This window comes from Streptomyces sp. DI166 (assembly GCF_900091315.1).
GTDB lineage: Bacteria > Actinomycetota > Actinomycetes > Streptomycetales > Streptomycetaceae > Streptomyces > Streptomyces fuscus.
This window is the reverse complement of sequence record NZ_FLSP01000046.1, coordinates 31,288-55,462: the sequence shown is the minus strand read 5'-3', so window position 1 is coordinate 55,462 and position 24,175 is coordinate 31,288. Positions and strand designations below refer to the sequence as shown.

Below are 24,175 nucleotides of genomic sequence, written 5' to 3'. Positions count from 1 at the left end.
CAGGGAGGACACGTCCATGGACACTTGGTGGCTGTACCGGGGCACGGGCATCCCGCTCGACCCGGTCGAACGGGACCGCCGCTGGCCCGCACCGCCGCCCTGGCGCTCCTACGCCGGCCACCCGCCGGACGAGCCCACGGCGCCGGCCCGGGACGACACGGCCGCGCGGGTCCTCGGTCCCCCGGGCACGCCCCGGACCCCGGACCCCGAGGAGGTGGCCCGGGTCAACACGGCGCTGCGGCTGCGCCGTCCGCTGCTCGTCGGCGGTGACCCGGGCGTGGGCAAGTCGGCGCTGGCCCACCGGATCGCCCGGGAGCTCGGTCTGGGCCCGGTGCTGCGCTGGCCGGTGACGGGCGGCAGCACGCTCGTCGAGGGCCTGTACACCGAGACGGCGCCCGGCACGGTGCGCCTGGGTCCGCTCGGCACGGCGCTGCTCCCCCGCCGATTACCCCGCGTCGTCCTCGTCGACGATCTGGACCGGGGCGGCTTCGACCTGCCGGACGAACTGCTGGCGGTGCTGGACGACGGGGAGTTCACCGTCCCCGGCCTCCTCGGCTCCGGCAGTGCCACGGTGCACACCTGCGAGCCTGGCGGCACGGCGGCGCTCCGCGACGGGCTCGTGCGCTGCCGGGAGCTGCCCGTCGTCGTCGCCACGACCGGCGGGGAGCGCGAGCTGCCGCCCGCGTTCCTGCGGGCCTGCGTCCGGCTGGAGCTGCCGCCGTTGACCCGGGAGGGGCTGGCCGAGCTGGCGAGGTCCCGCTTCCCCGCCGTTGACGAGGACGTGCTCGATCCGCTCCTCGACCGGGCGGGCCGGGAACCGGCTTCGCCCCGACAGCTCCTGGACGCCCTCCACTTGGTGGCCACGGGTGCCCTGGCCGCGATCCGGGAAAGGGACGGGGAGGGGAGCGCGGCCCTGGACACCCTCTGGAGCTGGGCCGCCATGGAGGGGTCATGACGAGCCTCGACGCGGGTGTCCCGGGCACGCGCTGGTCGGACATCACCGACCCGCACGGCATTCTGCGGGCGCTCGGCGGGCTGCGCGGGCGCGGACCGCGCCGGGGCTGGGACATGCTCGTGGCGGTGGACCCGGACCCCGGGATGGCCATCTGGCAGGACACGGTCGTGGAGTTCACCGAACTGCTGCGGCGCTCACGGGTCTTCCGCCGGGTGGACCGCCGCCGTCTCGGACCGCTGCCACCCGGCGGCGGCTCCGCCGGCCGGCTGACGCTCGTGGTCACCGACGGCAACGCGCCCGCCTGGCGCTCCGGCGACCGGTCCCGGACCCTGCACCGGTGGGCGGGCGCGGGACCGCTGGCGGTGGTGCATCTGCTGCCCCACCACGCCTGGCCGGAGACCGGCGTACCGACCTGGCCCATGTCACTGCGCTCCGCGGGGCCCGGCGCGCCGAACCGCGCGCACGGCACCGGGCCGCGCCACCTCGGCCTCGGCGCGCCCGACGAGGACGGCCCCTCCCTGCCGGTTCCGGTGCTGGAGCCGGCCCCGCGCGGCCTGCGTTCTTGGGCACGGCTGGTCACCGGCGCCCGGGGCACCCGGGGCCCGGCTGCCGCTGACGTTCGCCACCCCGCGGCCCGGACCCGCGCCGCCGCCGGGCCCCGAGCCCCGGCCCGCCGAGCGCGTCGCCGCGTTCCGCCGGTCGGTCACACCGGACGTACTCGCCGTCGCCACCCTGCTCGCCGCGGTGCCCCTCGCGGTGCCGGTGATCAGGCATGTGCTCGCCCGGCTGCGCCCCGAGGCGCGGATCTTCGACTTCACCCAGCTGCTCACCCACCGGCTGGTCCACCCGCGCACCGGACCGCCCCCGGCCGAAGGGCCGCCGCTCGCCTACGACTTCGCCCCCGGTGTGCGCGGCGAGCTGCTGGCCGCCGGACGCACCGAGGAACTCCGGCTGGTCGTCGACCTGGTCGCGGAGGCCCTCGGGGAGTCCGCCCGGGGACGCTGGCAGGTGCCCGCGCTGCTGACCGGCACGGAGTCGTTCATTCCGCTGAGGTCCGGCGCGGAGGCCCGCGCCTGGGCGGAACCCCAGATCGCCGTACTGCACGCCGTATCCGGTCCGCATGCCGCCCAGGCGCGGGCGCTGGAGCAACTGACCGCCGCGCCCCAGCCGCCCGACGCCGCGGCCTGCGGGCCGTCCCCTTCGTACCTGCGGAAGCAGGAGGACCTGGTGAACCAGCCGACCAAGCAGCCGCGTACCGACGTCCCTTCCGGGGCGGCCCCGACGACCGAACGGCGGGGCAACAGCAGCCCGGCCGTGTGGGGCCACGTACCGCCGCGCAATCCGAACTTCACCGGCCGGGTGGAGCTGCTCGACGCCCTGCACCGCAGGCTCCGCAAGGAGAGGGCGACGGCCGTGCTCCCCAACGCCCTGCACGGCATGGGCGGCGTCGGCAAGTCGATGCTCGCCGTCGAGTACGTCTACCGGCATCTGCCGGAGTACGACCTCGTCTGGTGGATCTCCGCCGAACGCACCGCCCAGATCGCCCTGTCCCTGGTGGAGTTGGCGCACCATCTGGGCCTTGAGTCCGGGAACGAGGCGTCCTGGTCGGTGGCCGCGGTGCTGGAGGCGCTGCGCCGGGGCGAGCCGTACGCCAACTGGCTGCTGGTCTTCGACAACGCCGACAGCCCGGAGGCGGTGCGCCCCTACTTCCCGCTCGGCGGGCCGGGCAACATCCTTGTCACGTCCCGCAATCCGCAGTGGGCGAGCGTGGCCAAGCCGCTGGAGGTGAACGTCTTCCGGCGCGAGGAGAGCGTGGAGCTGCTGCGGCGGCGCGGCCCGGACATCACCGACGACGAGGCCGACCGGCTCGCCACCGCGCTCGGCGACCTCCCGCTGGCCCTCGAACAGGCCGCCGCCTGGCGGGCGGAGACCGGCATGCCGGCGGACGAATACCTGCGCCTGCTGGAGGAGAAGCAGGTGGACCTGCTGGGGCTGGCGCCCCCGCTCGACTACCAACTGCCGGTCATCGCGGCCTGGAACGTGTCCCTGGACCAGCTGGAGACCCGGAACCCGGCCGCCATGCAGCTGCTGCAACTGTGCGCGTTCTGCGCGCCGGAGTCGATCTCGCGCAATCTGTTCTCGGGACTGCCCGGCACCTCGATCACCCCCGAACTCGATCTGGTGCTGCGCGATCCGATCCGCCTCGGCCAGGCCATCCGGGAGATCGGCCGCTACTCCCTGGCCCGCTTCGACTTCCGCGCCAACTCCCTCCAGATGCACCGGCTCGTGCAGACGGCCCTGATCGCCCGGATGACGGAGGCCGAGCAGGAGCGCATGCGCAACGGCATCCATCTGCTGCTGGCCGCCAACGATCCCCGGGACCCGCACAACGCCACCCAGTGGCCGCGCTACGGCGAGCTGTACCCGCACCTGGTCGTCTCCGAGGCCGTCGGCTCCACCGACCCGTATGTGCGCACGCTGGTCATCAACGAGGTGCGGTACCTGCTGCGCTGGGGCAACTACGAGGCCGCGCTCCACCTGGCCGAGTCCGCCTACGAGGCCTGGCGGCAGGGCGACGGGGAGGACGACCCGAAGACCCTGGAGCTGTCCAAGTGGATGGGCGCGGTGCTGCTCAGCATGGGCCGCTACGCCGAGTCGTCCGCCGTCAACGACCGGGTGCTGGAGGCGTACCGCCGCACCGTCGGCGAGGACCACGAGGACACGCTGGACGCGCTCGGGAACGTGGCCATCGACCGGCGTGTGAAGGGCGACTTCGCCGCCGCCCTGGAGCTGTCGGAGTCCGTGCACGAGCGCTATCTGCGCCAGCTCGGCGAGGAGGACCCGGAGACCCTGCGCGCGGCGCACAACCTGGGGGTCAGCCTCCGGCTCGCCGGGCAGTTCGCGCGGGCGCGCCGGCTGGACGCGCGGACCTGGCACAGCAAGCAGCAGATGTACGGCCAGGACCATGTGGTGAGCCTGGTGACCTGGCTCAGTCTGATCCTGGACGACCGTGAACTGGGCGACTACCACGCGGCGTTGACCCACCAGCGGGACCTCACCGACCGGTGCGGGCGGCTGCTCGGGCAGGTCAACCCCTTCACCCTGTCCAACCACCGCCACTTGGCGGTGGCCCTGCGCAAGGCCGGCCGGCACGAGGAGGCACGGGAGACCGCCGAGCAGGCGCAGGACGCGCTCGTCGCCCGGTACGGCGCGAACAACCCGGGGTCGATGGCCTCGACGCTGGAGCTGTCCATCGACCTCCGGCACGCCGGCGAACTGACCACCGCGCGAAAGCTGGGCACTCGCATCCACGCCCAGTACGCCGAGACGTACGGCAGAACCCATCCGCACACCCTGTCGGCCGAGGTGGATCTCGCCGTGACGCTGCGGCACATGGGGGAGCCGGAGGCCGCCCGGGCCATCGACGAACAAGCTTTGAGCGCCTTCCACCGGGTGCTCGGCGAGCGCCACCCCTCGTCGCTGGTCTGTGCCACGAACCTGGCCAGTGACCTGTACGACCTCGGCGAGTACGCGGCCGCCCGGGAGCTGGACGAACGGACGCTCGCGCTCTCCACCGACGTGCTGGGCGCGGACCATCCGTCCACGCTGGCCTGCGCCGCGAACCTCCCCCTGGATCTACGGGCCCTCGGCGAGCACGAGGAGGCGGAGCGCAGGCACACCGCGACGGCGGAACGGCTCAACCGGGCGCTGGGCGCGGACCATCCGGCGGTACGTCAGGCCGTGGACTGGGAGACCCGAGCGGACTGCGACATAGACCCGCTCCCTCTCTAGGTGTATTGATCACGAGCGTTGTTAACGCCGACTGGTCTTGATCATGGCGAAGACCTCCACGGAGGTCTTCGTGTCCCACCGTAATGCCCGGCTGACCGTTCACGGCAGGCGGCTGCTGGTCGAACGTGTCCGTTCCGGCCGTCCGGTCGCGCATGTCGCGGCCGAGATGGGCATATCGAGGCCCACGGCCCACAAATGGGTTCGCCGCTGGCGGGCCGAGGGCGATGCGGGCCTGGCCGACCGCTCCAGCAGACCGCGCACGACCCCGCACCGGACGCCGGCCGCGGTGGAAGAACGCGTCTGCGACCTGCGGCGGACCCGCAAGCTCGGGCCCGCCCGGATCGGCCCGGTCCTGGGACTGCCCGCATCCACCGTCCACCGGATCCTGACCCGCCACCGGCTGAACCGGCTGGCCTGGCTCGACCGCCCGACCGGCCAGATCATCCGCCGCTACGAACGCGACCGGCCCGGCGAGCTCGTCCACGTCGACGTGAAGAAACTCGGCAGGATCCCCGACGGTGGCGGCCACAAGGCACTGGGCCGCCAGGCCGGCCGGGCCACCCGCAGCCAGATGGGCTTCGACTACGTCCACTCCGCCGTCGACGACCACTCCCGCCTCGCCTACAGCGAGATCCACCCCGACGAGAAGGTCGCGACCTGCGCGGCCTTCCTGGCCCGCGCGGCCACGTTCTTCCACAGCCAGGGCATCACCCGCATCGAACGCGTCCTCACCGACAACGCCTGGGCCTACCGCAAGGGCCTGGCCTGGAAGGCCGTCCTGGCCGACCTCGGCGCGACAGGGAAACTGACCCGGGCCTACCGGCCTCAGACGAACGGCAAGGTCGAACGCTTCAACCGCACTCTGCTCGACGAATGGGCCTACCAGCGGCCCTACACCAGCAACACCGAACGGACCGAAGCCCTGTCAGACTTCCTGCACACCTACAACCACCACCGCTGCCACACCGCACTCGGCGGACACCCGCCCATCAGCCGCGTCAACAACCCTGCGGGTCCATACATCTAGGGCCTGTCGTTTGGATCATCCCGGCGTCGCGGGGTCTGGCACGCACTCCCCCAGAGGGGGGACCCCCAGCCGCGTTGTCGTCGGTCGCCGACTCCCCCACGCTCGGCTTCGCTCGCGCGGGAGGGACCCCCATCGCGTCGACTCCCTCCTCCGCCTTGCAGCTGCACGCTCCCCCACGCTCGAACAACCTCGCGCGGGGGCACCCCCATCGCCCCCGCTCGGCTCAGTCACGACGGACCGTCGATCAGAGCCAGGCTGATCCAAACGACAGGCCCTAGGCGCCGTCGGTTGCGGCCAGCCAGCGGGTCAGCTCCGCCGGGGGCGGCGGCTGGCTGGCCCTGCCGGTCACGGAGCGGGAGACGGCACGCAGCAGTTCGGGGCGTTCGGCGCCGAGCAGCAGGCTCAGGCCGCCCCAGGCGGCCGGGCGTGTCGTGTCCTCGGCGTACAGGCGGGCGGCCTCGGTCAGGTCGCCCGCCACGTGGGCCACGTCGGCGGGGGTGACGCCGTTCGGGCGGGGGCCGCCGTCGGCGGTCTCCGCGAAGGCGGGCGGGTCGGTGATGCGCAGGCGGACCAGATGGGCGTAGGCGTCGATGCGGCAGCCGCCGGGGTCGGTGACGACGGACCCGGGCTCCTCGCCCGCGGGACGGGGCGGCGGGGTGCCACGCAGCCAGGCGTCGGTCGTGGCGCGGACGGTCGGCCCGTCCGGCACCAGGTGGTGGGCGCGCCAGGCGGCACGGTGGTGGGCGGCTGCCCGCTCGGCGAGGGTCAGTGCCGGCTCGGGCACCGGATCGGAGTCCCAGGACCGCAGGTCCGCGAGCAGCCCGCGCACCAGCACGCGGCCGGTGCCGGTGAGCGCGGGGTGGGGGTGCAGGAGTTCGAGCGTGGCGCGGGACTCGCGCCGCCACAGGGCGTATTCGAAGCGGGCGCGGTCGCGGGCGGCGCCGTGGTCCCGCTCGGCGCGGGTCCGCCAGAACCGGGCGACGCCGGAGAAGGCGAAGGCGCCGTGGACGACCCCGGTCAGGGGTCTGGGGTCGTCCCGCCAGGGTGCCCGGAACAGGTCGGGGCAGTCCTCGGCCAACTGGGTGAGGTGCATCAGCCCGTTGAGCAGGGTGTGCCGGAACTCGTGGACGAGGGTGACCGCGAGTTCCGCCGTGGCCTCGTCGTCGGGGATGCGGGGGTGCTGCGCGGACATGGTCACGCAGCCGAAGGCCTCGGAGGCGGAGGCGCTGCGCGGCCGGAAGCGGTCGGCGGGCGGCAGCGGTACCAGGGAGAACAGTCCCGCCGCGAGGGCCTCGGCGCTGTCGCGGTGGTCCTCCACCAGCAGCGCCCACGCCCGTTCGAGGCCGCGCCGCCAGTGCCGTAGCGCGGATCCGTCCAGCCGGTCGGGTGCTGCGGTGCCCGCGATGACGGGGTAGCGGGTCAGGTCGTCGAAGGTGAGGTCGAGGGTGAGTCCCCGGTGGCTCAGGGTCAGTTGGCGCAGGCCGGACCAGTGGGGCGCGTCCTCGGCGGCGTGCGCCGGTACGTCCACGACTGCGCCCTTGGTACGGATGCGGGTGACGCCGTCCTGCCGGTGCACCTCGGCCGTGGTCCACGGCTCGGGGGTGGCCAGGTGGGCCCGGCCGAGTCCGGGGAGGAGCACGGCTCCGGCGACTGCCGGGACCCGGATCCGGAACTCGAGTCCGGCGCGTACGGCCGCGGCGGCGGCCAGGGCGTGCAGCTGGCCCACATCGCACCAGAGCGGTCCGTCGGCCTCCTGCGAGCCGCGCAGCCGGCGCAGCGCCTGTGCCGCCCACAGTCCGGTCTGCGGGTCCATCAGCAGCCGGTGCACGGCCTCGGGCGCCGCCCGCTGGGAGCGGGCGAGCAGGTCCCAGGCGGCGTGCACGGAGGGGAGCGGGCCGGTCTCGGCGGGGCGGGAGGCCACCTCGTCGACCAGGACGCGCAGCAGGAGCAGGCGTCGGCTGTACTCGGCGTCCAGCAGGGCCCGGGTCGCCCTCAGTGACTCCCCGGCGGAGCACAGCTCGGCGAGGGTGCGCTCGTCGAGGCGGTGGGGCCGCAGGGCGCTGCTCTTGGAGCCCTGGGAGGCCGCGTCCGAAGCGGGCACGAACACGTCCTTCCTCAGCTGGGTTCGCTGCCGCCCCGGGTACTGAAGGGCCGGTCGACACCGGCGAGCAGCGTGTCCGTCGCGGGCCGCAGCGCGGCGTGCCCGGCCTCGGGAAGTTCGTCCAGCGACAGGTGGGAAAGGCGCGGCAGCCAGGACTCGACGCTCGCGGACTCCGCCGCATCACGGGACTCGTACATGGCTCCAGATCCTAAGGTACGTCGACGGGTTCCAGTGCCGCCTCACGCCTCCTGCAGAAGCCGGTGCGCCCGCTCCGCCTCAGCGCTCCCCCCGGCGCACAGCAGGATCGCCTCCCCCAACTCCTGGAGCGCCCCCGGGCGTCGCGCGCACGTCCGGAGGATGCTGATCGTGTCCAGGCGGGGCCGGGTGTGGCGGGGGATGGCGGCTCGGACGCCGATGCGGAGCAGGCCGAGGATTTCCTCGCGGCCCTGGGGTTCGACGAACTCGCCGACCGCGAGGAGGGCGTCGGTGAGGGCGCGCAGGCGGTCGGGGGTCAGCTCGGGGGCGGAGTCGGGGGCGTCGGGTGTGGGGCGGCCGCGGGAGAGGAGCTGGCCCTCGTCGCCGTCCCAGGTGCGGGACCACACGTAGGTGGGGGTCTGCGCCGCGTGGCCGTCGGCGCGCAGTCGGGTGAAGCGGTCGCGCAGGCGGTCCATGAGCAGGGCGGGGTCCGGGGGCCAGCCCTTGGACGCCTCCGGGTCGGACGTCAGGACCGCCAGGGCCTCGCGGCTGAACAGGCCGGTACGGGTGCCGGAGAGGTTGCGCGCGGCCTCGCCCGGGCGGGTGGCGAACAGGACCGCCTGGTCGCGGGCGGTGCGGGGCATCGGGGTGCCGTAGTCCTCGCGGGGCAGGTTGCGCCGGGCGCGCCAGGGGTTGTGGAGCTGCTGGCAGGCGTCGACCAGCCAGATCTGCCGGGGGTGGCGGGGGGCCGCCCGGTAGTGGGCGAGCAGGGCGTCGAAGTCCAGGTTGAGGGGGTCCTGTTCGGTGGCGTCCGCGTAGAACAGCCGCCGTCTGCCCTCCGGGTCCACGACGCCGTGGCCGCCCCACACCACCCACAGCAGTTCGCTCTCCTCCGCCCCGAGCGTGCGCAGCAGGGTGCGGTGCACGTCGGCCCGGTCCGCGCCGAGGACCTGGTAGGGCACCTCGGGCAGGGCGTCGGCCCGTCCGGGCGGGGCGGAGAGCAGGGCGGTGATGCGCTCGGGCGGCACCCCGCGGTCGAGGAACCAGTCCGCGAACCGCAGCGCGTCGGACACCGGGCCGTCCAGGGCCCAGTGCGCCCCCGCCTCGTAGGCGTCCAGGCCCACGACCACGACGCTGGTCCGGCGGGGATCTGCTTGCGGCAAGGGCGAGTTCATGGGCCCAGTGTGCCGCCCGAGCGGGCTCAGCGGGTCATCCTTGGTCCGCCACGAAGGAGGCGAGCCGGGTGAGCGCCGAGTTCCAGTTGATGGTGTGCTCGTTGGTCGACCAGGACTGGATGTCGTCGATGTAGCAGAACTGGCCCACGCAGCCCTGGAGTTTGCTCTGTGCGTAGGGGTCCTGGATGCTGGAGTTGGGCCCGCCCGCCAGGGTTCCGCGGGGCGGGTTGGGCTGGTTCGGGTCGAGCTGGTGGGCGTACCACCGGGCGTGCTGGTTCTGTGCGCTGACCTCGCCGTAGCCCGTCACGTAGGAGATGTTCAGGGCGTTGCGGCCGAGCAGGTAGTCCATGCTCTGCACCGCGCCGTCCCGGTACTTGGCGGCTCCGGTGAGGTCGTAGGCGGTGGCGATGACGACGGCGTTGTGCGCGATCTGGTGGTTGGAGCCCCAGTCGTAGACGTTGTCCACGGGGGCGTAGGGCATGCCGTAGGGGTGGGACTTCAGGGTGGCCAGGTAGCCGTCGGCGCCCTTGATCACGGACTTGCGGACCTTGTCGCGGCCGGGGAGCCGGTTCGGCACGGTGGCGAGGTCGAGGCGGGCCGCCGCCGCGGTGCGGGCCCAGTCGTAGCCGAGGGGGCCGAAGATGTCGGCGGTGTGGACCGGGGAGTTGAGGACGCGGTTCGCGAACTCCTTCTCGCCGGTGGTGAGATACAGCTCGGCCGCCGCCCAGTAGAACTCGTCCGTGACGTTGTTGTCGGCGTAGGTGCCGCCGCCGATGCCGTCGCTCTCGGAGGCGTAGCGGGTCGGGGTGGGCCAGCGCCGCCGCCCACGCCTTGCGCGCCGCCTTCAGGGCCTTCGCGGCGAACTCCCGGTCGTACGGCTTGTACAGGCGCGCCGCCTGGGCCGCGGTGGCCGCCAGGTTCAGGGTCGCGGCGGTGGACGGCGGGTGCAGTTCACGCTTCTGCGCGTCGTCGCTCGGCAGCAGGGGCAGGCCGGTCCACTGCTCGTCGTGGATCTTGTGGTGCGCCATACCGGCCAGTGGCTGCCCCTCGGGCACCTGCATCTTCAGCAGGAACTCCAGTTCCCAGCGGACCTCGTCGAGCAGGTCGGGCACGCGGTTGCCGCTCTCGGGGATGGCGAGCGTGCGGTCCCTGAACGCGGCCGGGTCGCCGGTGCGGGCATGCAGGGCGCGCTCGTAGGTGCTGAGCAACTCCCATACGGAGATACCGCCGTTGACGACGTACTTGCCGTGGTCCCCGGCGTCGTACCAGCCGCCGGTGACATCGAGGGTGTAGTCGCACACCCCCGGCTGGCAGGGCACGGCGCCGTCGCCCTGGTTGGGTGCCACGTCGAGGTGGCCGGCGGGGCGGGCGTAGCCGGGCCGCAGGTCGTCCCGAATGGCGATGCCGCTGCGCTGGGTGTAGTAGTACTTCGCCGCGTCCAGGCGCAGTTGTCCGTAGACGTCCGCGTCGATGTCGAAGGGGTGGCTGGTCTCGCCGTCGACGGTCAGGGTGAGTCCGCTGCCGCGCTTGCGGTAGGAGCCGAAGTCGATGGAGTGGACGTTCTGCGCGGAGGAGACGTCGGTGCCGCGCGGCACGGTCCAGCCGTGCGCCACCACCTTCCCGCGCGCGTCGCGCAGTTGCCAGGGCAGCTTCCCGGTGGCGTCGGTGACGAGGGTGGCGTTCTTGGGTCCGGAGGGCAGGTAGGCGACCTGGTTGACGCGGACCCGGGGACCGGTGTCCGGCTCGTACGGCTCCGGTGCCACCCCGCCCAGCAGGGACACGTCGTCCATGCAGAACCGCCAGTCGTCGGCGCTGCCGCCGACCTGGAAGGCGACCTGGCCCTGGGTGGTGCCGACGGGCGCGGTGAAGGTGTACGTGTAGGCGTTCCCGGAGACGCTCAGCTGCGGCGACACCTCGAAGTAGGTGTCGTACGGCGCCGCCGACAGGCCGACGATCGCGCGCACCACATGGCCCTCGGGCGCGCCGTTCGCGCTGAAGGAGAAGCGGTACGTCTCGCCCTCGACCAGCGTGAGGTCGTTCTGTCCGACGGTGGCGTCCCAGCGGTTGGTGGTGCCGCCGGGGACGTCGGCGCAGAGCTGCCCGTCGGACAGTTCGGCGGTGACGTTGCTCGTGGTCCACCAGGGCTCGGTGGTGGTGTCGAAGGTGCCGTTCCTGAGCTGCTCGACCTCGTCGGCTCCGGCCTGCGCGGCGGGCAGCGCGGTGAGTCCCGTCGCCAGCAGGGCCGTCAGGGACAGCAGGGCGGTTCTGCGTCGTTTCACGTCTGGGCTCCTCGGGCGGGGTGCGGGTGACGCTCGCATGGGAGCGCTCCCAGGCGGACGCAAGACATGCTTGTGGCCCGTGTGACGCCGCGTCAACGGTCGGGACAGGACGAACTGTCGTCCGGGCGGCGGGGGTTGCCCAGGACGCGGGCGCCGAGTCACGGTGGCGCGGCGCGGGCGCGGTGACGTGCGCGGCCGGTGTGCCGCTCCGCCAAGAGGCGCCGTGCGGCAGCGGCCGGACTCCGAGGAAAGCGCTTGCCTCCCTGGTCCCGGATCGGCCGGATTTCGACCTTGACTGTTCGACCGGCCGCACAACGGTTCCCCAGCCGTCCGGGGCCGGGAAGCACTAGGCTGGTAGCCACGTGACCACCGGTCACTGTGAGTGTCCGCGTTGGAGTGGCGACGATGACCCCGCACGACCCGTTCGACGACGCCGCGACGGCTCGGGCCGTCGTCGACGAGCACGGCACCCTGCTGGAGTGGAACGCGGGTGCCCGGCGTCTGCTGGGCTGGCCGGCCGACGACGTCGTGGGCCGGCCCGCCGCGCGGCTGCTGGCCGACGGCGAGATGCCGGTCCCGGCGGGCCCCCGCTGGGACGGCACGGTGCCGCTGCGCCACCAGGACGGCCACCGGGTACGGGTCTGGCTGCTCGCCCACCACCGGCCGCCGCACGACGGCACACCCGGCAGCTGGCTCGTGGTCACCCCGCTGGAGCCCGCGGACCCCGGGCGCGAGGACGATCCGCTGGCCGCCGCCGGGCTCGACCAGTCCCCCTGCGCCATCGCCGTCTACGACGAGCGGCTGCGGCTGCGCCGCCTCAACAACGCCATGGCCCAGGTGATCGGTCTGCCCGAGGAACGCATCCGGGGCCTGCGGGCCTCCGAGATCGGCGGCAAGGCGCAGAGCGAGGAGATGGAGGCGGAGATGGCGGGGGTACTGGCCACCGGCCGGTCCCGCGACGTGCAGACCTACCTGCGCACCGGGGGCGAGGACCGCGCGCACGCCTGGCTGGCCCGGATGGCGCCGGTCACGGACGCCGACGGCCGGGTGCGCGGGGTGTGCGTGGCCGCCCACGACTTCACCGAGAACCACCGCTCCCGCGAACGGCTGCAGCTCGTCAACGAGGCGAGCGTGCGCATCGGCAGCACCCTCGACGTCACCCGGACGGCACAGGAACTGGCCGATGTGTGCGTGCCCGCGCTGGCCGACTTCGTCAGCGTCGACCTGCTCGACCCGGACGGCGAGGGCGCGGCCCCGTCGGCGACGGTCACCGCGCCGGTGGGCCTGCGCCGGGCGGCGCACCGGTCGATCACCCCCGGCTGCCCGGAGGCGGTGACCCAGCCGGGGCACCTGGAGCTGTACCCGGCCGAGTCGCCGCAGGCCTCCTCGCTGACGGCAGGGCACACCGTCGTCGCCTCGGTGCACTCCGGCGACCTCGACGCCTGGCTGAGCCAGGACGTGGCGCGCAGCGCCTGGGTCAGGGAGTACGGCATGCACTCCACGATGTCCGTGCCGATCCGGGCGCGGGGGGTGACGCTCGGGGTCGCGGTGTTCACCCGGTGCCGCCGCCCGGAGCCGTTCACGCCCGACGACGTGCTGCTGGCGGAGGACATCACGGCCCGTGCGGCGGTCTGCGTCGACAACGCCCGCCGCTACTCAAGGGAGCGCGAGACCGCCCTCGCCCTCCAGCGCAGCCTGCTGCCGCGCGGCCTGCCGCGGACACCGGCGGTGGAGGCGGCCTCCCGGTACCTGCCGGCGACCCGGTTCGGTGTCGGCGGCGACTGGTTCGACCTGATCCCGCTGTCCGGGATGCGGGTCGCCCTGTGTGTCGGGGACGTCGTCGGGCACGGCATCCAGGCGTCGGCGACCATGGGCCGGCTGCGCACCGCCGTACGGACCCTCGCCGACATCGACCTGGCCCCCGACGAGCTGCTCACCCACCTCGACGACCTGGTCCTGAGGCTCTCCGAGGAGGCCGGGGACGGCAGACCCGGCGAGGTCGGCGCGACCTGTCTGTACGCCGTGTACGACCCGGTGTCCCGGCGCTGCACGCTGGCGCGGGCCGGGCTGCCGTCGCCGATCGTGGTGCCGCCCAGGGGCGAGCCCCACCCGGTCGACCTGCCCGCCGGGCCGCCCCTGGGGCTGGGCGGACTGCCCTTCGAGTCGGCCGAGGTCGAGCTGTCCGAGGGCAGCGTGCTGGCGTTCTTCACCGACGGTCTGATCGAGAACCGCGAACGCGACGTCGACGCCAGCCATGCCTTGCTGCTGGAGTCGCTGGCCGCCCCCTCCGGCTCGCTGGAGGAGTCCTGCGACCGGATCCTGCACACCCTGCTGCCGCCCGGCGGGGTCACCGACGACGTGGCGCTGCTGCTGGCCCGGACCCGGGGGCTGCCCGCCTCCCAGGTCGCCACCTGGGACATCCCGGCCGACCCGGCGCTGGTCGCGCCGATCCGCAAGCAGGTCGTGGACCAGCTCGCCACCTGGGGGCTGAGCGACGCCTCGTTCACGGCCGAACTGGTGGTGAGCGAACTGGTCACCAACGCCATCCGCTACGGCTCCAAGCCGATCCGGCTGCGGCTCATCCACGACCGGGCCACGCTGATCTGCGAAGTGTCCGACGCCAGCCACACCGCGCCGCATCTGCGCCGGGCGAAGACCTGGGACGAGGGCGGCCGTGGGCTGCTGCTGGTCGCCCAGCTCACCCAGCGCTGGGGCAGCCGCCACACCGCGACCGGCAAGACGATCTGGGCGGAGCTGGCCCTGCTGGACCAGGGCTGAACGGGCGTAGTACGCGGGGTTTCCCGCTGTCCTCGGCCGGACGCACGGGGCCATGACGAACCCTCGGGAGCGTGCAGACCCTCTCCTCACGCGTGCGCCGCGCGGCCCTGCGGGTGAGCGCTGTCGCCCTGCTCGGCCCGCTCCTGGCGTGCGGCACCGACGACGGCACCACGGCGACCGCTCCCCACAGCTCACCGACCACCCCGTCCCGCTGCCGCACCCCCGACCTGCGTGCCGAGGTCGGCCCGGTGGACCCGGGCGCCGGGCAGCGCAACTTCCCGATCGTGCTGACCAACACCTCGGCGCGCACCTGCACGCTGTACGGCTGTCCGGGCGCCGCCTTCGTGGACGCGTCCGGCAAGCGGCTCGGTCCCGACGCCAGGCGTGCTCCCGGCTCACCGGCCCGGGTGATCCTGGCACCCGGCGCCAGCGCGTGGGCGGGCCTGTCGTTCTCCAGCCCGGAGATCAGCGGGGCGCGCACGGCACGCCCGGCCGGGCTGCTGGTGACCCCGCCGGACGAGCGCAGGCCCATCGAGGTGCCGTGGACGGCGGGCGCGGTGCCGGTGTCCGGGAACGCCTCGACGGTCCACGTGACGGCGTTCACGCCGGGTTCGGGGCCCTGAGGGACCTTGAGGGACCTTGAGGGGCCTTGAGGGGCCTTGAAGGGCCTTGGCAGTCCCTGACGGTCCTTGGCGTGCCGTGAGGGTCCTCGACGGCCCTCCGTGGGTCAGCGGCGGCCGCGGCCGTAGCCACCGCCCCAACCGTCGTCGTCACCCCAGTCGTCATCGTCCCGGTCCCAGTCATCGCCCCAGGAACACTGGTACGGGTTCGTGGCGCAGGGGTCCTCGGCCGACGGCGTCGGTGTGGGCGAGGGGGTGGCCGTGGTCTTCGGGGACTTCGACGCCTTGGGGCCGGGCGTGGACTCGGGTGTCGGTGACGGCGTCGGGGAGCCGCTGGTGGGCTCGCCCCAGTTGACCGCCTCCATCTGGAGCTCGGGCCGGGAGGTGTCGACGACCCAGCGCTGGGCGCCGTCGTCCCGGCGGGTCTTCAGCACGAGCGCGCCGGAGCCGTCGGTGGCGGCGGGGCTCAGGGCGAGGTCCTGGTCCCAGCGCGGGACGAGGGTGCCCTGGAGCGTGAAGTCGTAGCGGACCCGGCGGGTGTCGGTGCAGGGGGCGAGCCGTACCGAGTAGCCGAGCCGGGAGTCCAGGCACAGATCGGGCTCGGCCGCGCTGCGCAGCCGCCCGTCGGTCTCGTACGCCCACTGCTGCTCGGCCCGTGCCGAGCACTCGGCGAGTTCGGTCTCGGCGCCCTTGACGACCTTGCCGCCGACGACGGAGACGCAGAGTCCGGAGGCGAGGTTGTGCAGCCGCCCGGTCAGCCTGCCCTTGGCCGCCTCCTTGGCCCCGGCCCAGGAAGGGCTGGGGGTGGGCGTGGCACCGTCGGACCCGGCCGCCTCGGTGGGGCGGCTCGATCCGGCGGGGGCGGTGCCGTCCTCGGAGCCGTTGGCGGACCAGAGCACCAGCGGTACGAGGACCAGGGCGCCGACCGTCACGGCGCCGACCGTGGCGTTGCGGCGCCGTACCGCGCGCCGGGCGGCCTTGCGGGCGCTGCGGCTGCGCGCGGGGGGCGGGGCGGCGGCCGGGGGTGCCTCGGGCAGCGGGTCGGCGCCGAAGTCCTCCCCGACGAGGGGCGGTGCGGCTTCCTCCGGCAGGCTCTCCTCGTCGACGCTCAGGGCGCGGGACTCCACGTACTCGCGGGCGCCCCAGCCGAGGACCGCCTCGGCGAGCGCCAGGCCCAGGCCGTGGTTGAAGCAGTGCAGCTGGTCGGCGGTCTCCAGGCAGTGGCGGCAGCCTTCGAGGTGCGTGCGCAGGTCGGGGTCGATGTCGATGCCGCCGCGGCGGTAGGTGACGTCGAGCAGCCGCAGATAGCGGCGGCACTCCTGGTCGGGGGCGAGTTCCTGGTGGACCTGGAGGCACTCCTCGCGCAACCGGTCGCGGGCGCGGCCGAGTTCGACAAGGGCGCCCTCCATGTCCAGGCCCAGCAGGGCCGCGGGTATGGGCAGGGGTTCCGCCTCGACCTCGGTGTGCCACAGCAGGCAGCGCGCCGACTGGGGCAGCCGCTGGAAGGCGCCGGACAGCAGCCTGCGGTGCGCGGGCGGGAGCAGCCGGGCGGTGGCGCGCTCCCCGTGCGCGGGGTCGGAACGCAGCTCGGGGTGGAGGAGTTCGCGCTGCTGGTCGGTGTCCCACTCCTCCGCGACACGCCGTACGGTCAGCAGGAGTTGGGGCCGCCACGCCGAGGTCGGCCCGTTCTGCCGCAGGGTCTGCCCGAACAGCCGGGTGAAGGCGGCGGTGGTGAGCATGCCGGCGGCGCGGGCGGAGCTGGTGCACAGCCGTGCGTAGGCGAATCCCGCCGCCCAGTGCCGGTCGAGAAGTTCACCCACCGGCTGAAGCGCGGGAGACGCTCCGGTCCACTTCTTGAGTTCGGCGCTCAGCTGCGCGTCCGTCAATTCAATGGAGCGGGCGTTTCCTGCGGAATTCGGCGAGCCTGCGTCACGCACGGCGGCATTCCTCCGGAGGGCATGCGGTATTGATGGTCCATACCAATTGGTAATGCTCCGGGTGCGGCGCGGTGCACGCGTGCGACTCAAGGGAGCGAGGCACACCTTTGCACAGGTCAACAGCGCGGAACAAGCCTTGCATCGGTTTTCCGCGCCGTATGCGACGCGCGTGGAATTGAATATCTGTCAGCAAAGACCTGGCAACGCCCGACCGGCCGGGAAAGCTGTATTCCGCAAACAGTTCCGTGCCTGTCCAGCAGGCCATGGAGCGGCGGCGTTCACGCAGGCGGGGCGCGAAGTGAAGGGGAGGGGACACACGTCCGTGCGGTACCGGGTTCGCGGTACCGCACGGACCGCACGGGTGCGGGATCAGTGGCCGACGATCGGGCGTGCCGTGTAGGGCTGCTCCAGTTCCTCGATCTCCTTCTCGCTCAGGGTCAGTTCCACCGACGCCACCGCGTCCTCGATGTGCCCCGGCCTGGCCGCGCCGACGATCGGCGCCGCCACCGTCTCCCGCTGGAGGAGCCACGCGAGGGCGACCTGGGCGCGCGGAACGCCACGCTCGTTCGCGACCCGGGTGACCGCCTCGACAATCGTGCGGTCGCTGTCCAGGTACAGACGGCTGCCGAAGTTGTCGCCCGCGCTGCGTTCGGTGACGGTCCCCCAGTCGCGGGTGAGGCGGCCGCGGGCCAGCGGGCTCCAGGGCAGTACGCCCACGCCCTGGTCCGCGCAGAGCGGCAGCATCTCCCGCTCCTCCTCGCGGTAGAGCAGGTTGTAGTGGTTCTGCATGGAGACGAACTTGGTCCAGCCGTGGCGCTCCGCGGTGTACTGGAGCTTGGAGAACTGCCAGGCGTACATCGAACTCGCGCCGATGTAGCGGACCTTGCCGGCCTTCACCAGGTCGTGCAGCGCCTCCATGGTCTCCTCGACGGGGGTGTGCGGGTCGAAGCGGTGGATCTGGTAGAGGTCGACGTAGTCGGTGCCGAGGCGGCTCAGGCTGTGGTCGATCTCCGCCATGATGACCTTGCGGGACAGGCCGCGGCCGTTGGGGCCCGGGTGCGTCCGGCCGTGCACCTTGGTGGCGAGGACGATCTCGTCGCGGCGGGCGTAGTCGGCGAGCGCCCTCCCGACGATCTCCTCGCTGGTGCCGTCGGAGTAGACGTTGGCCGTGTCGAAGAAGTTGATGCCCGCCTCCACCGCCTGGCGGATGAGCGGGCGGGATGCCTCCTCGTCGAGCGTCCACTCGTGCACGCCTCGGTCGGGCAGCCCGTAGGTCATGCAGCCCAGACAGATCCGCGACACGTCCAGGCCCGTCGAACCGAGCTTCACGTACTGCATCGTTGCTGCTCCTGCCTTCGGGGTCGGTACCAGGTGGAGCGTACGTACCCGGCGGGCGGTGCGCAGGGGCGCCCGCGGGTGACCGTACGGCGTGGGAGCGCCCCCGCGCCGGTTACGTGCGCGCATGCTCGGTGCGGTGACCGGCACCGGGCCGGTCGGAACCGTACGGGAGGCGGACGGTGCGGACACGTCGGACCGGGCCGAGGACTCTGCTGGGCGCGGCGGCGCTGCCGCTCGTTCTCGTGGCGCCCGCGTGGGCGCTGCCGGACCCGCCGTCGGCGCCCGCGCCGGTCGCGGCGGAACCGATGACGGTGTGCGCGCCCGCGGGGATCCTGCGGGGGCCGGACGGGCAGCGGGCGTCGGTGTCGCTGTGCCTGGGCAGCGGTACGCCGATGACGGCGGTCTCGGCGCCGGCCGTCTGCCACCGCGACGCCTCCCCCGCCCGGCCGGCGTGCCTGACCTCGGGCACCTGGACGGCGCGCCGTGACGGCCAGGTCGCGGCCACCGGCACGCTGCCCGGCTCACGGGAGTACCCGGGCCCCGGCACGTACGACATCGAGGCCGATGTCCGGGTCCGCTCCGACCCCGCGGGCGTGGACCTGCGCGGCACGGTCCGGGCCACCCTCACGCTGACGGCGCCGAAGGCCCCGCCGACGCACCGGGTCGAGGTGGCCGGGGGGCCGTTGCGGCGCGGCGGTGCGACGACCCTGACGTACACCGTGTACCGCGACAGCGACCGCGGGGACGGCAGCGCGCGGTTCGGGCTGATCGGGGAGGAGGCTTCGGGGGTCGAGCTGACGACGGACGACGCGCGGTGCGTGAATCCGCTGGTCGGCCGCCATCCCTCGACGGAGCGTCACCTGTTCGCGCTGGACTGCGCCCTGACGGACCTGCAACCGGGCCGCCCGGCGACGGTGGAGGTCCGCATCGCGCTGCGCGAGGCATGCTCGACGGTCGTGTCCAAACTGGGGTACTGGATGCCGCGGGGCCAGGCGCTGTACACGGGGGCGATGGTGGCGGGGCCGACCGTGGAGTGCGTCTAGGGCCTGTCGTTTGGATCATCCCGGCGTCGCGGGGTCTGGCACGCGCATCTGCCGCGTTGTCGTCGGTCGCCGACGCTCCGCGTCGACTCCCTCCTCCGCCTTGCAGCTGCACGCACCAGACCCCGCTCGGCTCAGTCACGACGGACCGTCGATCAGAGCCAGGCTGATCCAAACGAAAGGCCCTAGGCGCCGTCCGCTTCGATCAGGTCCAGCGCCCGCTCCCAGCCGAACTCCGGGCGCCGCCCGTCCTCCTGGGGCTCGCCGGAGTACGGCTCCCCGAAGCGGACGCCCATGCCGCGCAGCCGGTGCAGGCTCTCCCGGTAGGCGGGGTGGGCGGCGAGCGCGTCCGCCACGCAGGGCAGCGCGGCCACCGGGACACCGAGCCCCGGGGCCTCGCACAGGGTCGCCACGGCGAGGGTGTCGGCGAGGCCGGCCGCCCACTTGTTGACGGTGTTGAAGGTCGCGGGGGCGACGACGACCGCGTCCGGCGGCGGGAAGGGCCGCGGATCGGCGGGGGTGCGCCAGGCGGAGCGGATGGGCCGCCCGGAGAGCGCCTCGACGGCGGCCGTGTCGAAGAACCCGTTCATCGCCACGGGCGTCGCGATGACCCCCACCTCCCACCCGCGCTCCTGCGCGGCACTGACCAACTTGCCCACACCGGAGGCGATTCCGGCGGCACAGACGACTACGTAGAGGAAGGCTTTGCGGGGCTGTTCGGTCATCCGGGCAGCCTACTGAAGGGCCGGTGCCCGCCCGGGTCCCGGTCAGGGCGTCGGCGGCGACACGCTGATCGCGCCGACCGGGCAGGCCCGGGCGGCCTCGCGGGCCATGGGGTGGTCGGTGCCGTGCTCGTGGCCCGGCACCAGGGCGCTGAAGCCGTCGTCGTCCTGGGTGAAGAGGGCGGGGGCGGCCAGGGCGCACTGGCCGGCGCCGATGCAGGTGTTCCTGTCGATGTCGATGTGCATGACCGGAGCGTCCCCGCGAGGCGCGGCGGACGGCGGCATTCGTCGCTCGTGTCGGCGATTTCACGGGCCCGATTCGCTCCACTGGGCTGGATGAATCGTGCGCGCACGGGTGTTGTCGGTGGGTAGGCGGTCGCACAACGACGAGGGGATCGATGCCATGCCTCTTGAGGGTGAGTACGAGCCCAGCCCGACCCGGTGGGTGCGGGAGCAGGTCGAGCTGTACGAGAGTTCCGGCGGTACCGAGGGGACGACGCTGCGGGACACCGGGTTGCCGGTGGTGCTGCTGACGACGCGGGGCGCGAGGAGCGGGAAGATCCGCAAGACCCCGCTGATGCGCGTCGAGCACAAGGGCCGGTACGCGGTGGTGGCCTCCCAGGGCGGTGCGCCCAGGCACCCGGTCTGGTACTACAACCTCAAGGCGGATCCGCGGGTGGAGCTGCGGGACCGCACGGAGCAGTGGGACATGACCGCCCGCGAGGTCACCGGCGCGGAGAAGGCCGAGTGGTGGGAGCGGGCCGTCGCGGCGTACCCGCCGTACGCGGACTATCAGAAGAGGACCGACCGGGAGATCCCGGTGTTCGTGCTGGAGCGGGCCGACGAAGGCTGAGGGGTCCCGCTCGGATTTTCTCGCGAGCGGGTGCATGAACGCACCGCCCCCGGGCACACGTGCGTCAGGCCCCGCCGTGCTCCCCCGTCGCGGCGGGGCTCCGCCGTGCCTCGCCAGTGGCGCATTGATCGTCCTCTCCGATTGCCAGGACCCGGTGGATCACCTGTGTGCCGTCCGCCGAAATCGGGGGACCCGGTGGGTGTCCGACTGGGAGGAGGCACCATGCCCGACGACGGCAACGCGGCGTACGGCCATGTCTCGTTCGCGCGGTCGAAGAGCCACTTCGCCGACCGGATCACCGCGGACGGGCGGGACGGCTGGCCGGTGGAGGCGGGACGTTACCGACTGGTGGTGAGCCGTGCCTGTCCGTGGGCGAGCCGGGCGGTGATCTCGCGGCGGCTGCTGGGTCTGGAGGAAGCCCTGCCGATGGCCGTCGCCGACCCGGTCCAGGACGACCGCAGCTGGCGTTTCACGCTGGACCCGGGCGGGCGGGACCCGGTGCTGGGCATCCGGTACCTGGCCGAGGCGTACGAGGCACGGGAGAAGGGCTTCCCGGGCGGGGTGAGTGTGCCCGCGGTGGTGGACGTGCCGAGCGGGAAGCTGGTCACCAACGACTACCAGCGGCTCACCCTCGACCTGGCCACCGAGTGGACGGCGCTGCACCGGGAGGGTGCGCCGGACCTGTACCCGCGTGAGCTGCGGGGCGAGATCGACCGGGTGATGGCCGAGGTCTACGAGGACGTCAACAACGGGGTGTACCGGACCGGGTTCGCGGTGGACCAGGAGGAGTACGAGGGGGCATGCGCGGGCGTGTTCCGGCGGCTGGAGCGGGTGGCGGCGCGGCTGGAGGGGCAGCGGTATCTCGTGGGCGACACGATCACCGAGGCGGACATCCGGCTGTTCACCACTCTGGTCCGGTTCGACGCCGTGTATCACGGCCATTTCAAGTGCAACCGGTGGAAACTGTCGGAGAACCCGGTGCTGTGGGCGTACGCCCGCGATCTCTTCCGGACCCCCGGGTTCGGTGACACCGTCGACTTCGATCACATCAAACGGCACTACTACCGGGTCCACACCGGTATCAATCCGACCGGGATCGTGCCGCTCGGCCCGGACCTCTCCGGCTGGCGGAGCCCGCACGGCCGCGAGAGGCTGGGCGGTCGTCCCTTCGGTACCGGCACCCCGCCCGGTCCGGTGCCCGCGGCCGAGGCGGTCCCGGACCTGACCGCACAGCCCTGACCCCAATGGAGGCAGACGTGGCCAAGAAGAAGCAGCAGAAGCTGAAACTCCCGCTCGCCTACAAGCCCCTCGGGTTCGCGATCGGCTGGGTGGGCGGCACCCTCGCCGGGCTGGTCTTCCAGACCACCTGGAAGGCCCTGCGCCACGAGGACGACGCCCCCGACCCCCTGGACCAGGAGCGCGGCTGGGGCGAGATCCTCCTCGCCTCCGCCCTCCAGGGCGCCATCTTCGCGGTGGTCCGCAGCGCCGTGAACCGCACGGGCGCGAAGGCCGTGGAGCGGTCCACGGGGGTGTGGCCCGCGGGCGACGTGAAGAAGAAGGTCGAGGCGAAGGCGGCAGCGGAGGCGTAGGCGCCGCGGGGACACCAGGGGGCCGCTGCCGCGAGCGCACCGGCCCCTACCCCCGCTTCGGTGCCGTGGACGGCCCCCTGCGCAGGGTGAACGAATGGCCCGCCGGGTCGCTGTAGCTGCGTTCCTCGAACGGGCCCGACGTGTCGCGGGTGTCCAGGGCGCGGCCGCCCAGGCCGATGACCCTGCGTTCCGCCTCGTCCAGGTCGTCGACCACGAAGTCGAGGTGGACCTGGAGGGAGTTCTCGGGGCGCGGCCAGCTCGGGGCGGTGGCGTTCATGTCGCGGCGAAAGCCCATCCGGGTGCCGTCGGCGCTCCTGATCTCCACCCGGTTGGCGCTCTCGTGGATCTGCTCGGCTTCCAGCAACTCCCGGTAGAACAGGGCGAGTTTCTCGGGTTCGGCGCAGTCGAGCACGACGACGCCCGCTTTCACCAGGGCCATGGCTCCTCCGTACGGTCGCGGGGGCGGGACCCAACTGCCCCGCCGCCCTGTGCCGTTCGGGTGTCCCGGTGCGCCGGAATCAGTCCGCGACGAGCCAGGTGCCGTCGCGCATCAGGTCACGACCGGAGAGTTCGTTGGCCTCGCGCCAGGCCTGCACGCGCTGCGGGCGGACCCTGAAGTACAGGTATTCCGTGGTGAGTTCGCGGGGGTCGAAGCCCGTCTTCGCGGCGAATCGGTCTCCCTCGCCCTCGCGCAGTTCGGCGGGGGTGAGTGCCTCGACCGTGCCCGCGATCATGACCACGTCCCGCGTCGGCCCCACGCCCAGCCGCACCGTCCCGGTCGCCTTGAGATTGCGGCCCGTGGGGCTGGCGGCGGGGGTGGCGAGGAGCAGGGTCTCGCCGTCCCAGAGGAAGGACAGCGGTACGAGGTAGGGCGCTCCCCCGTCGGGACCCGCCGTCGCGACCCAGACGTCCTCGTCGTGCCCCAGGCGGTGCAGGGTGTCGAGCTTGCGCTGTTTCGCCGGGCGTGCGGGCGGGTTGGTCATGGCGGGACGGCCTCCTGTCGGGACGCGGTCGGTCGGTGCCCAGTGTGTCAGTGGACGATCATGCACGTCCCCGGATTTCGAACAGCCGTGCCTCGGCCGCGCTCAGCAGCATCTCCAGTGCCGTCGGGTACGAACTGTGGCGCATGTCGGCGACCAGGTGGCGGGCGGTGGCCGCGATGTTCGGGTGGGTGCCGGCGGGGAGGCGGGCGTACGTGGCCTGCCATACGGCGTTCTCGGCGTCCCGGGCGGGTTTCGGCAGTGCCGCGCCGGCCGCGTCGAGGGCGCTGAAGGCCAGGGCCTGGTCGACGAAGGCGTGGTAGACGCGGACCGCCTCGGGGTCGGGGAACCCGGCGCCGCGCAGCACGCCGAGGATGGTCTCGACGGCCTGGATCTCGTGCACCCGGCCGGTGACCCGGTAGGCGCTGAGCACGGCGGCCCGGGGATGGCCGAGCGCTCCGGAGTGGACGCGCAGGCCCAGGTCGCGCAGGTCGGCACGCCAGTCGCCGGTCGGCCGCCAGTCGCGCAGGGTGCGGCCGATCAGCTCGTCGGCGACGGCCAGCAGCAGGTCGTCGGTGTGCCGGAAGTACCGGTACAGCGAGCTGGGGTCGGCGCCCAGGGCGCGGCCCAGGCGGCGTACGGACAGGGCCTCGGCGCCGTGCTCCTCGATGAGCCGCAGGGCGGTGGCCACGATCAGCTCCTCGGACAGCACCACGCCCTGTTTGGTGGGCCGTCTGCGCCGTCGCTCGGCGGGCGGCACGACGCGTTCGGTCATGGCTGCTCCTTCCCACGCG

19 protein-coding genes and 1 pseudogene are annotated in these 24,175 nt (G+C 73.3%); 9 read left to right on the top strand and 11 right to left on the bottom strand.

The genetic code is table 11. The annotated features are described in order from the left end of the window. Positions 1-16: 16 nt before the first annotated feature. The 3 genes from GA0115233_RS22425 to GA0115233_RS22415 all read left to right on the top strand — a co-directional run bounded on the left by GA0115233_RS22425 (position 17) and on the right by GA0115233_RS22415 (position 5,774). Positions 17-955, top strand: coding sequence for an AAA family ATPase (locus GA0115233_RS22425; RefSeq protein ID WP_093722066.1), 939 nt, complete (start codon positions 17-19; stop codon positions 953-955). A 744-nt stretch (positions 956-1,699) separates the two neighbouring features. Beyond that, positions 1,700-4,747 (top strand): FxSxx-COOH system tetratricopeptide repeat protein, encoded by a 3,048-nt coding sequence (gene fxsT, locus GA0115233_RS22420; protein WP_255310308.1) that lies wholly within the window; start codon positions 1,700-1,702, stop codon positions 4,745-4,747. A gap of 70 nt (positions 4,748-4,817) precedes the next feature. Continuing rightward, positions 4,818-5,774: an IS481 family transposase gene (locus GA0115233_RS22415; protein ID WP_093722077.1), complete on the top strand. Its 957-nt coding sequence runs from the start codon at positions 4,818-4,820 to the stop codon at positions 5,772-5,774. Between the two features lie 274 nt (positions 5,775-6,048). Here the strand turns inward: GA0115233_RS22415 and GA0115233_RS22410 are convergent, their stop codons facing one another. The 4 genes and pseudogenes from GA0115233_RS22410 to GA0115233_RS22400 all read right to left on the bottom strand — a co-directional run bounded on the left by GA0115233_RS22410 (position 6,049) and on the right by GA0115233_RS22400 (position 11,524). Further along, entirely contained in the window at positions 6,049-7,875 is a 1,827-nt protein-coding gene (locus tag GA0115233_RS22410) for an HEXXH motif domain-containing protein (RefSeq protein WP_141689556.1), read from the bottom strand. A gap of 14 nt (positions 7,876-7,889) precedes the next feature. Further along, a complete protein-coding gene (locus tag GA0115233_RS40235; protein ID WP_107406452.1) occupies positions 7,890-8,072 on the bottom strand; it encodes a hypothetical protein in 183 nt (60 codons plus the stop codon). 42 nt (positions 8,073-8,114) lie between these two features. Then, on the bottom strand, positions 8,115-9,245 hold the full coding sequence (locus tag GA0115233_RS22405) for an effector-associated domain 2-containing protein (protein WP_141689555.1): 1,131 nt from the start codon (positions 9,243-9,245) through the stop codon (positions 8,115-8,117). Between the two features lie 34 nt (positions 9,246-9,279). After that, positions 9,280-11,524, bottom strand: a pseudogene (locus GA0115233_RS22400) (glycoside hydrolase family 9 protein). A 405-nt stretch (positions 11,525-11,929) separates the two neighbouring features. Here GA0115233_RS22400 and GA0115233_RS22395 point away from each other — a divergent pair. Then, positions 11,930-14,302 carry a SpoIIE family protein phosphatase gene (locus tag GA0115233_RS22395; RefSeq protein ID WP_093722062.1) on the top strand — a complete coding sequence of 791 codons (2,373 nt, stop codon included), beginning with the start codon at positions 11,930-11,932 and terminating at the stop codon, positions 14,300-14,302. Between the two features lie 71 nt (positions 14,303-14,373). After that, positions 14,374-14,925, top strand: a complete 552-nt coding sequence (locus GA0115233_RS22390; RefSeq protein WP_093722061.1) for a DUF4232 domain-containing protein — start codon at positions 14,374-14,376, stop codon at positions 14,923-14,925. 104 nt (positions 14,926-15,029) lie between these two features. Here the strand turns inward: GA0115233_RS22390 and GA0115233_RS22385 are convergent, their stop codons facing one another. Together GA0115233_RS22385 and GA0115233_RS22380 are read right to left on the bottom strand one after the other, a co-directional pair. Continuing rightward, entirely contained in the window at positions 15,030-16,859 is a 1,830-nt protein-coding gene (locus GA0115233_RS22385) for an RICIN domain-containing protein (RefSeq protein WP_093722060.1), read from the bottom strand. 369 nt (positions 16,860-17,228) lie between these two features. Next, on the bottom strand, positions 17,229-18,197 hold the full coding sequence (locus GA0115233_RS22380; RefSeq protein ID WP_093722059.1) for an aldo/keto reductase: 969 nt from the start codon (positions 18,195-18,197) through the stop codon (positions 17,229-17,231). Between the two features lie 179 nt (positions 18,198-18,376). Here GA0115233_RS22380 and GA0115233_RS22375 point away from each other — a divergent pair, with 179 nt between their 5' ends. Further along, on the top strand, positions 18,377-19,240 hold the full coding sequence (locus tag GA0115233_RS22375) for a hypothetical protein (RefSeq protein ID WP_093722058.1): 864 nt from the start codon (positions 18,377-18,379) through the stop codon (positions 19,238-19,240). Between the two features lie 182 nt (positions 19,241-19,422). Here GA0115233_RS22375 and GA0115233_RS22370 read toward each other — a convergent pair whose 3' ends face one another. Continuing rightward, on the bottom strand, positions 19,423-19,962 hold the full coding sequence (locus GA0115233_RS22370; protein ID WP_093722057.1) for a flavoprotein: 540 nt from the start codon (positions 19,960-19,962) through the stop codon (positions 19,423-19,425). Between the two features lie 42 nt (positions 19,963-20,004). Next, positions 20,005-20,205, bottom strand: coding sequence for a ferredoxin (locus GA0115233_RS22365; RefSeq protein ID WP_093722056.1), 201 nt, complete (start codon positions 20,203-20,205; stop codon positions 20,005-20,007). Between the two features lie 157 nt (positions 20,206-20,362). Here GA0115233_RS22365 and GA0115233_RS22360 point away from each other — a divergent pair, with 157 nt between their 5' ends. The 3 genes from GA0115233_RS22360 to GA0115233_RS22350 all read left to right on the top strand — a co-directional run bounded on the left by GA0115233_RS22360 (position 20,363) and on the right by GA0115233_RS22350 (position 22,401). After that, the gene (locus tag GA0115233_RS22360; RefSeq protein ID WP_093722055.1) at positions 20,363-20,812 is read left to right on the top strand and encodes a nitroreductase family deazaflavin-dependent oxidoreductase; all 450 of its coding nucleotides are present in this window, start codon (positions 20,363-20,365) and stop codon (positions 20,810-20,812) included. A 222-nt stretch (positions 20,813-21,034) separates the two neighbouring features. Then, the gene (locus tag GA0115233_RS22355; RefSeq protein WP_093722054.1) at positions 21,035-22,051 is read left to right on the top strand and encodes a glutathione S-transferase family protein; all 1,017 of its coding nucleotides are present in this window, start codon (positions 21,035-21,037) and stop codon (positions 22,049-22,051) included. Between the two features lie 17 nt (positions 22,052-22,068). Further along, entirely contained in the window at positions 22,069-22,401 is a 333-nt protein-coding gene (locus tag GA0115233_RS22350; protein WP_255310307.1) for a DUF4235 domain-containing protein, read from the top strand. Between the two features lie 46 nt (positions 22,402-22,447). Here GA0115233_RS22350 and GA0115233_RS22345 read toward each other — a convergent pair whose 3' ends face one another. The 3 genes from GA0115233_RS22345 to GA0115233_RS22335 all read right to left on the bottom strand — a co-directional run bounded on the left by GA0115233_RS22345 (position 22,448) and on the right by GA0115233_RS22335 (position 24,156). Continuing rightward, positions 22,448-22,840, bottom strand: coding sequence for a VOC family protein (locus tag GA0115233_RS22345; protein WP_093722052.1), 393 nt, complete (start codon positions 22,838-22,840; stop codon positions 22,448-22,450). A gap of 79 nt (positions 22,841-22,919) precedes the next feature. Then, the gene (locus tag GA0115233_RS22340; RefSeq protein ID WP_093722051.1) at positions 22,920-23,384 is read right to left on the bottom strand and encodes a pyridoxamine 5'-phosphate oxidase family protein; all 465 of its coding nucleotides are present in this window, start codon (positions 23,382-23,384) and stop codon (positions 22,920-22,922) included. Positions 23,385-23,442: 58 nt separating this feature from the next. Further along, complete coding sequence (locus GA0115233_RS22335) at positions 23,443-24,156, bottom strand: TetR/AcrR family transcriptional regulator (protein WP_093722050.1); 714 nt, start codon at positions 24,154-24,156, stop codon at positions 23,443-23,445. Between the last annotated feature and the right edge of the window lie 19 nt (positions 24,157-24,175).

Bases quoted from the DNA above. Each gene is read 5' to 3' on its own strand.
- GA0115233_RS22335 (WP_093722050.1), bottom strand. From the start codon at position 24,156: ATGACCGAACGCGTCGTGCCGCCCGCCGAGCGACGGCGCAGACGGCCC.
- GA0115233_RS22425 (WP_093722066.1), top strand. From the start codon at position 17: ATGGACACTTGGTGGCTGTACCGGGGCACGGGCATCCCGCTCGACCCG.
- GA0115233_RS22340 (WP_093722051.1), bottom strand. From the start codon at position 23,384: ATGACCAACCCGCCCGCACGCCCGGCGAAACAGCGCAAGCTCGACACC.
- GA0115233_RS22380 (WP_093722059.1), bottom strand. From the start codon at position 18,197: ATGCAGTACGTGAAGCTCGGTTCGACGGGCCTGGACGTGTCGCGGATC.
- GA0115233_RS40235 (WP_107406452.1), bottom strand. From the start codon at position 8,072: ATGTACGAGTCCCGTGATGCGGCGGAGTCCGCGAGCGTCGAGTCCTGG.
- GA0115233_RS22355 (WP_093722054.1), top strand. From the start codon at position 21,035: ATGCCCGACGACGGCAACGCGGCGTACGGCCATGTCTCGTTCGCGCGG.
- GA0115233_RS22360 (WP_093722055.1), top strand. From the start codon at position 20,363: ATGCCTCTTGAGGGTGAGTACGAGCCCAGCCCGACCCGGTGGGTGCGG.
- GA0115233_RS22345 (WP_093722052.1), bottom strand. From the start codon at position 22,840: ATGGCCCTGGTGAAAGCGGGCGTCGTCGTGCTCGACTGCGCCGAACCC.
- GA0115233_RS22395 (WP_093722062.1), top strand. From the start codon at position 11,930: ATGACCCCGCACGACCCGTTCGACGACGCCGCGACGGCTCGGGCCGTC.
- GA0115233_RS22405 (WP_141689555.1), bottom strand. From the start codon at position 9,245: ATGAACTCGCCCTTGCCGCAAGCAGATCCCCGCCGGACCAGCGTCGTG.
- GA0115233_RS22370 (WP_093722057.1), bottom strand. From the start codon at position 19,962: ATGACCGAACAGCCCCGCAAAGCCTTCCTCTACGTAGTCGTCTGTGCC.
- GA0115233_RS22365 (WP_093722056.1), bottom strand. From the start codon at position 20,205: ATGCACATCGACATCGACAGGAACACCTGCATCGGCGCCGGCCAGTGC.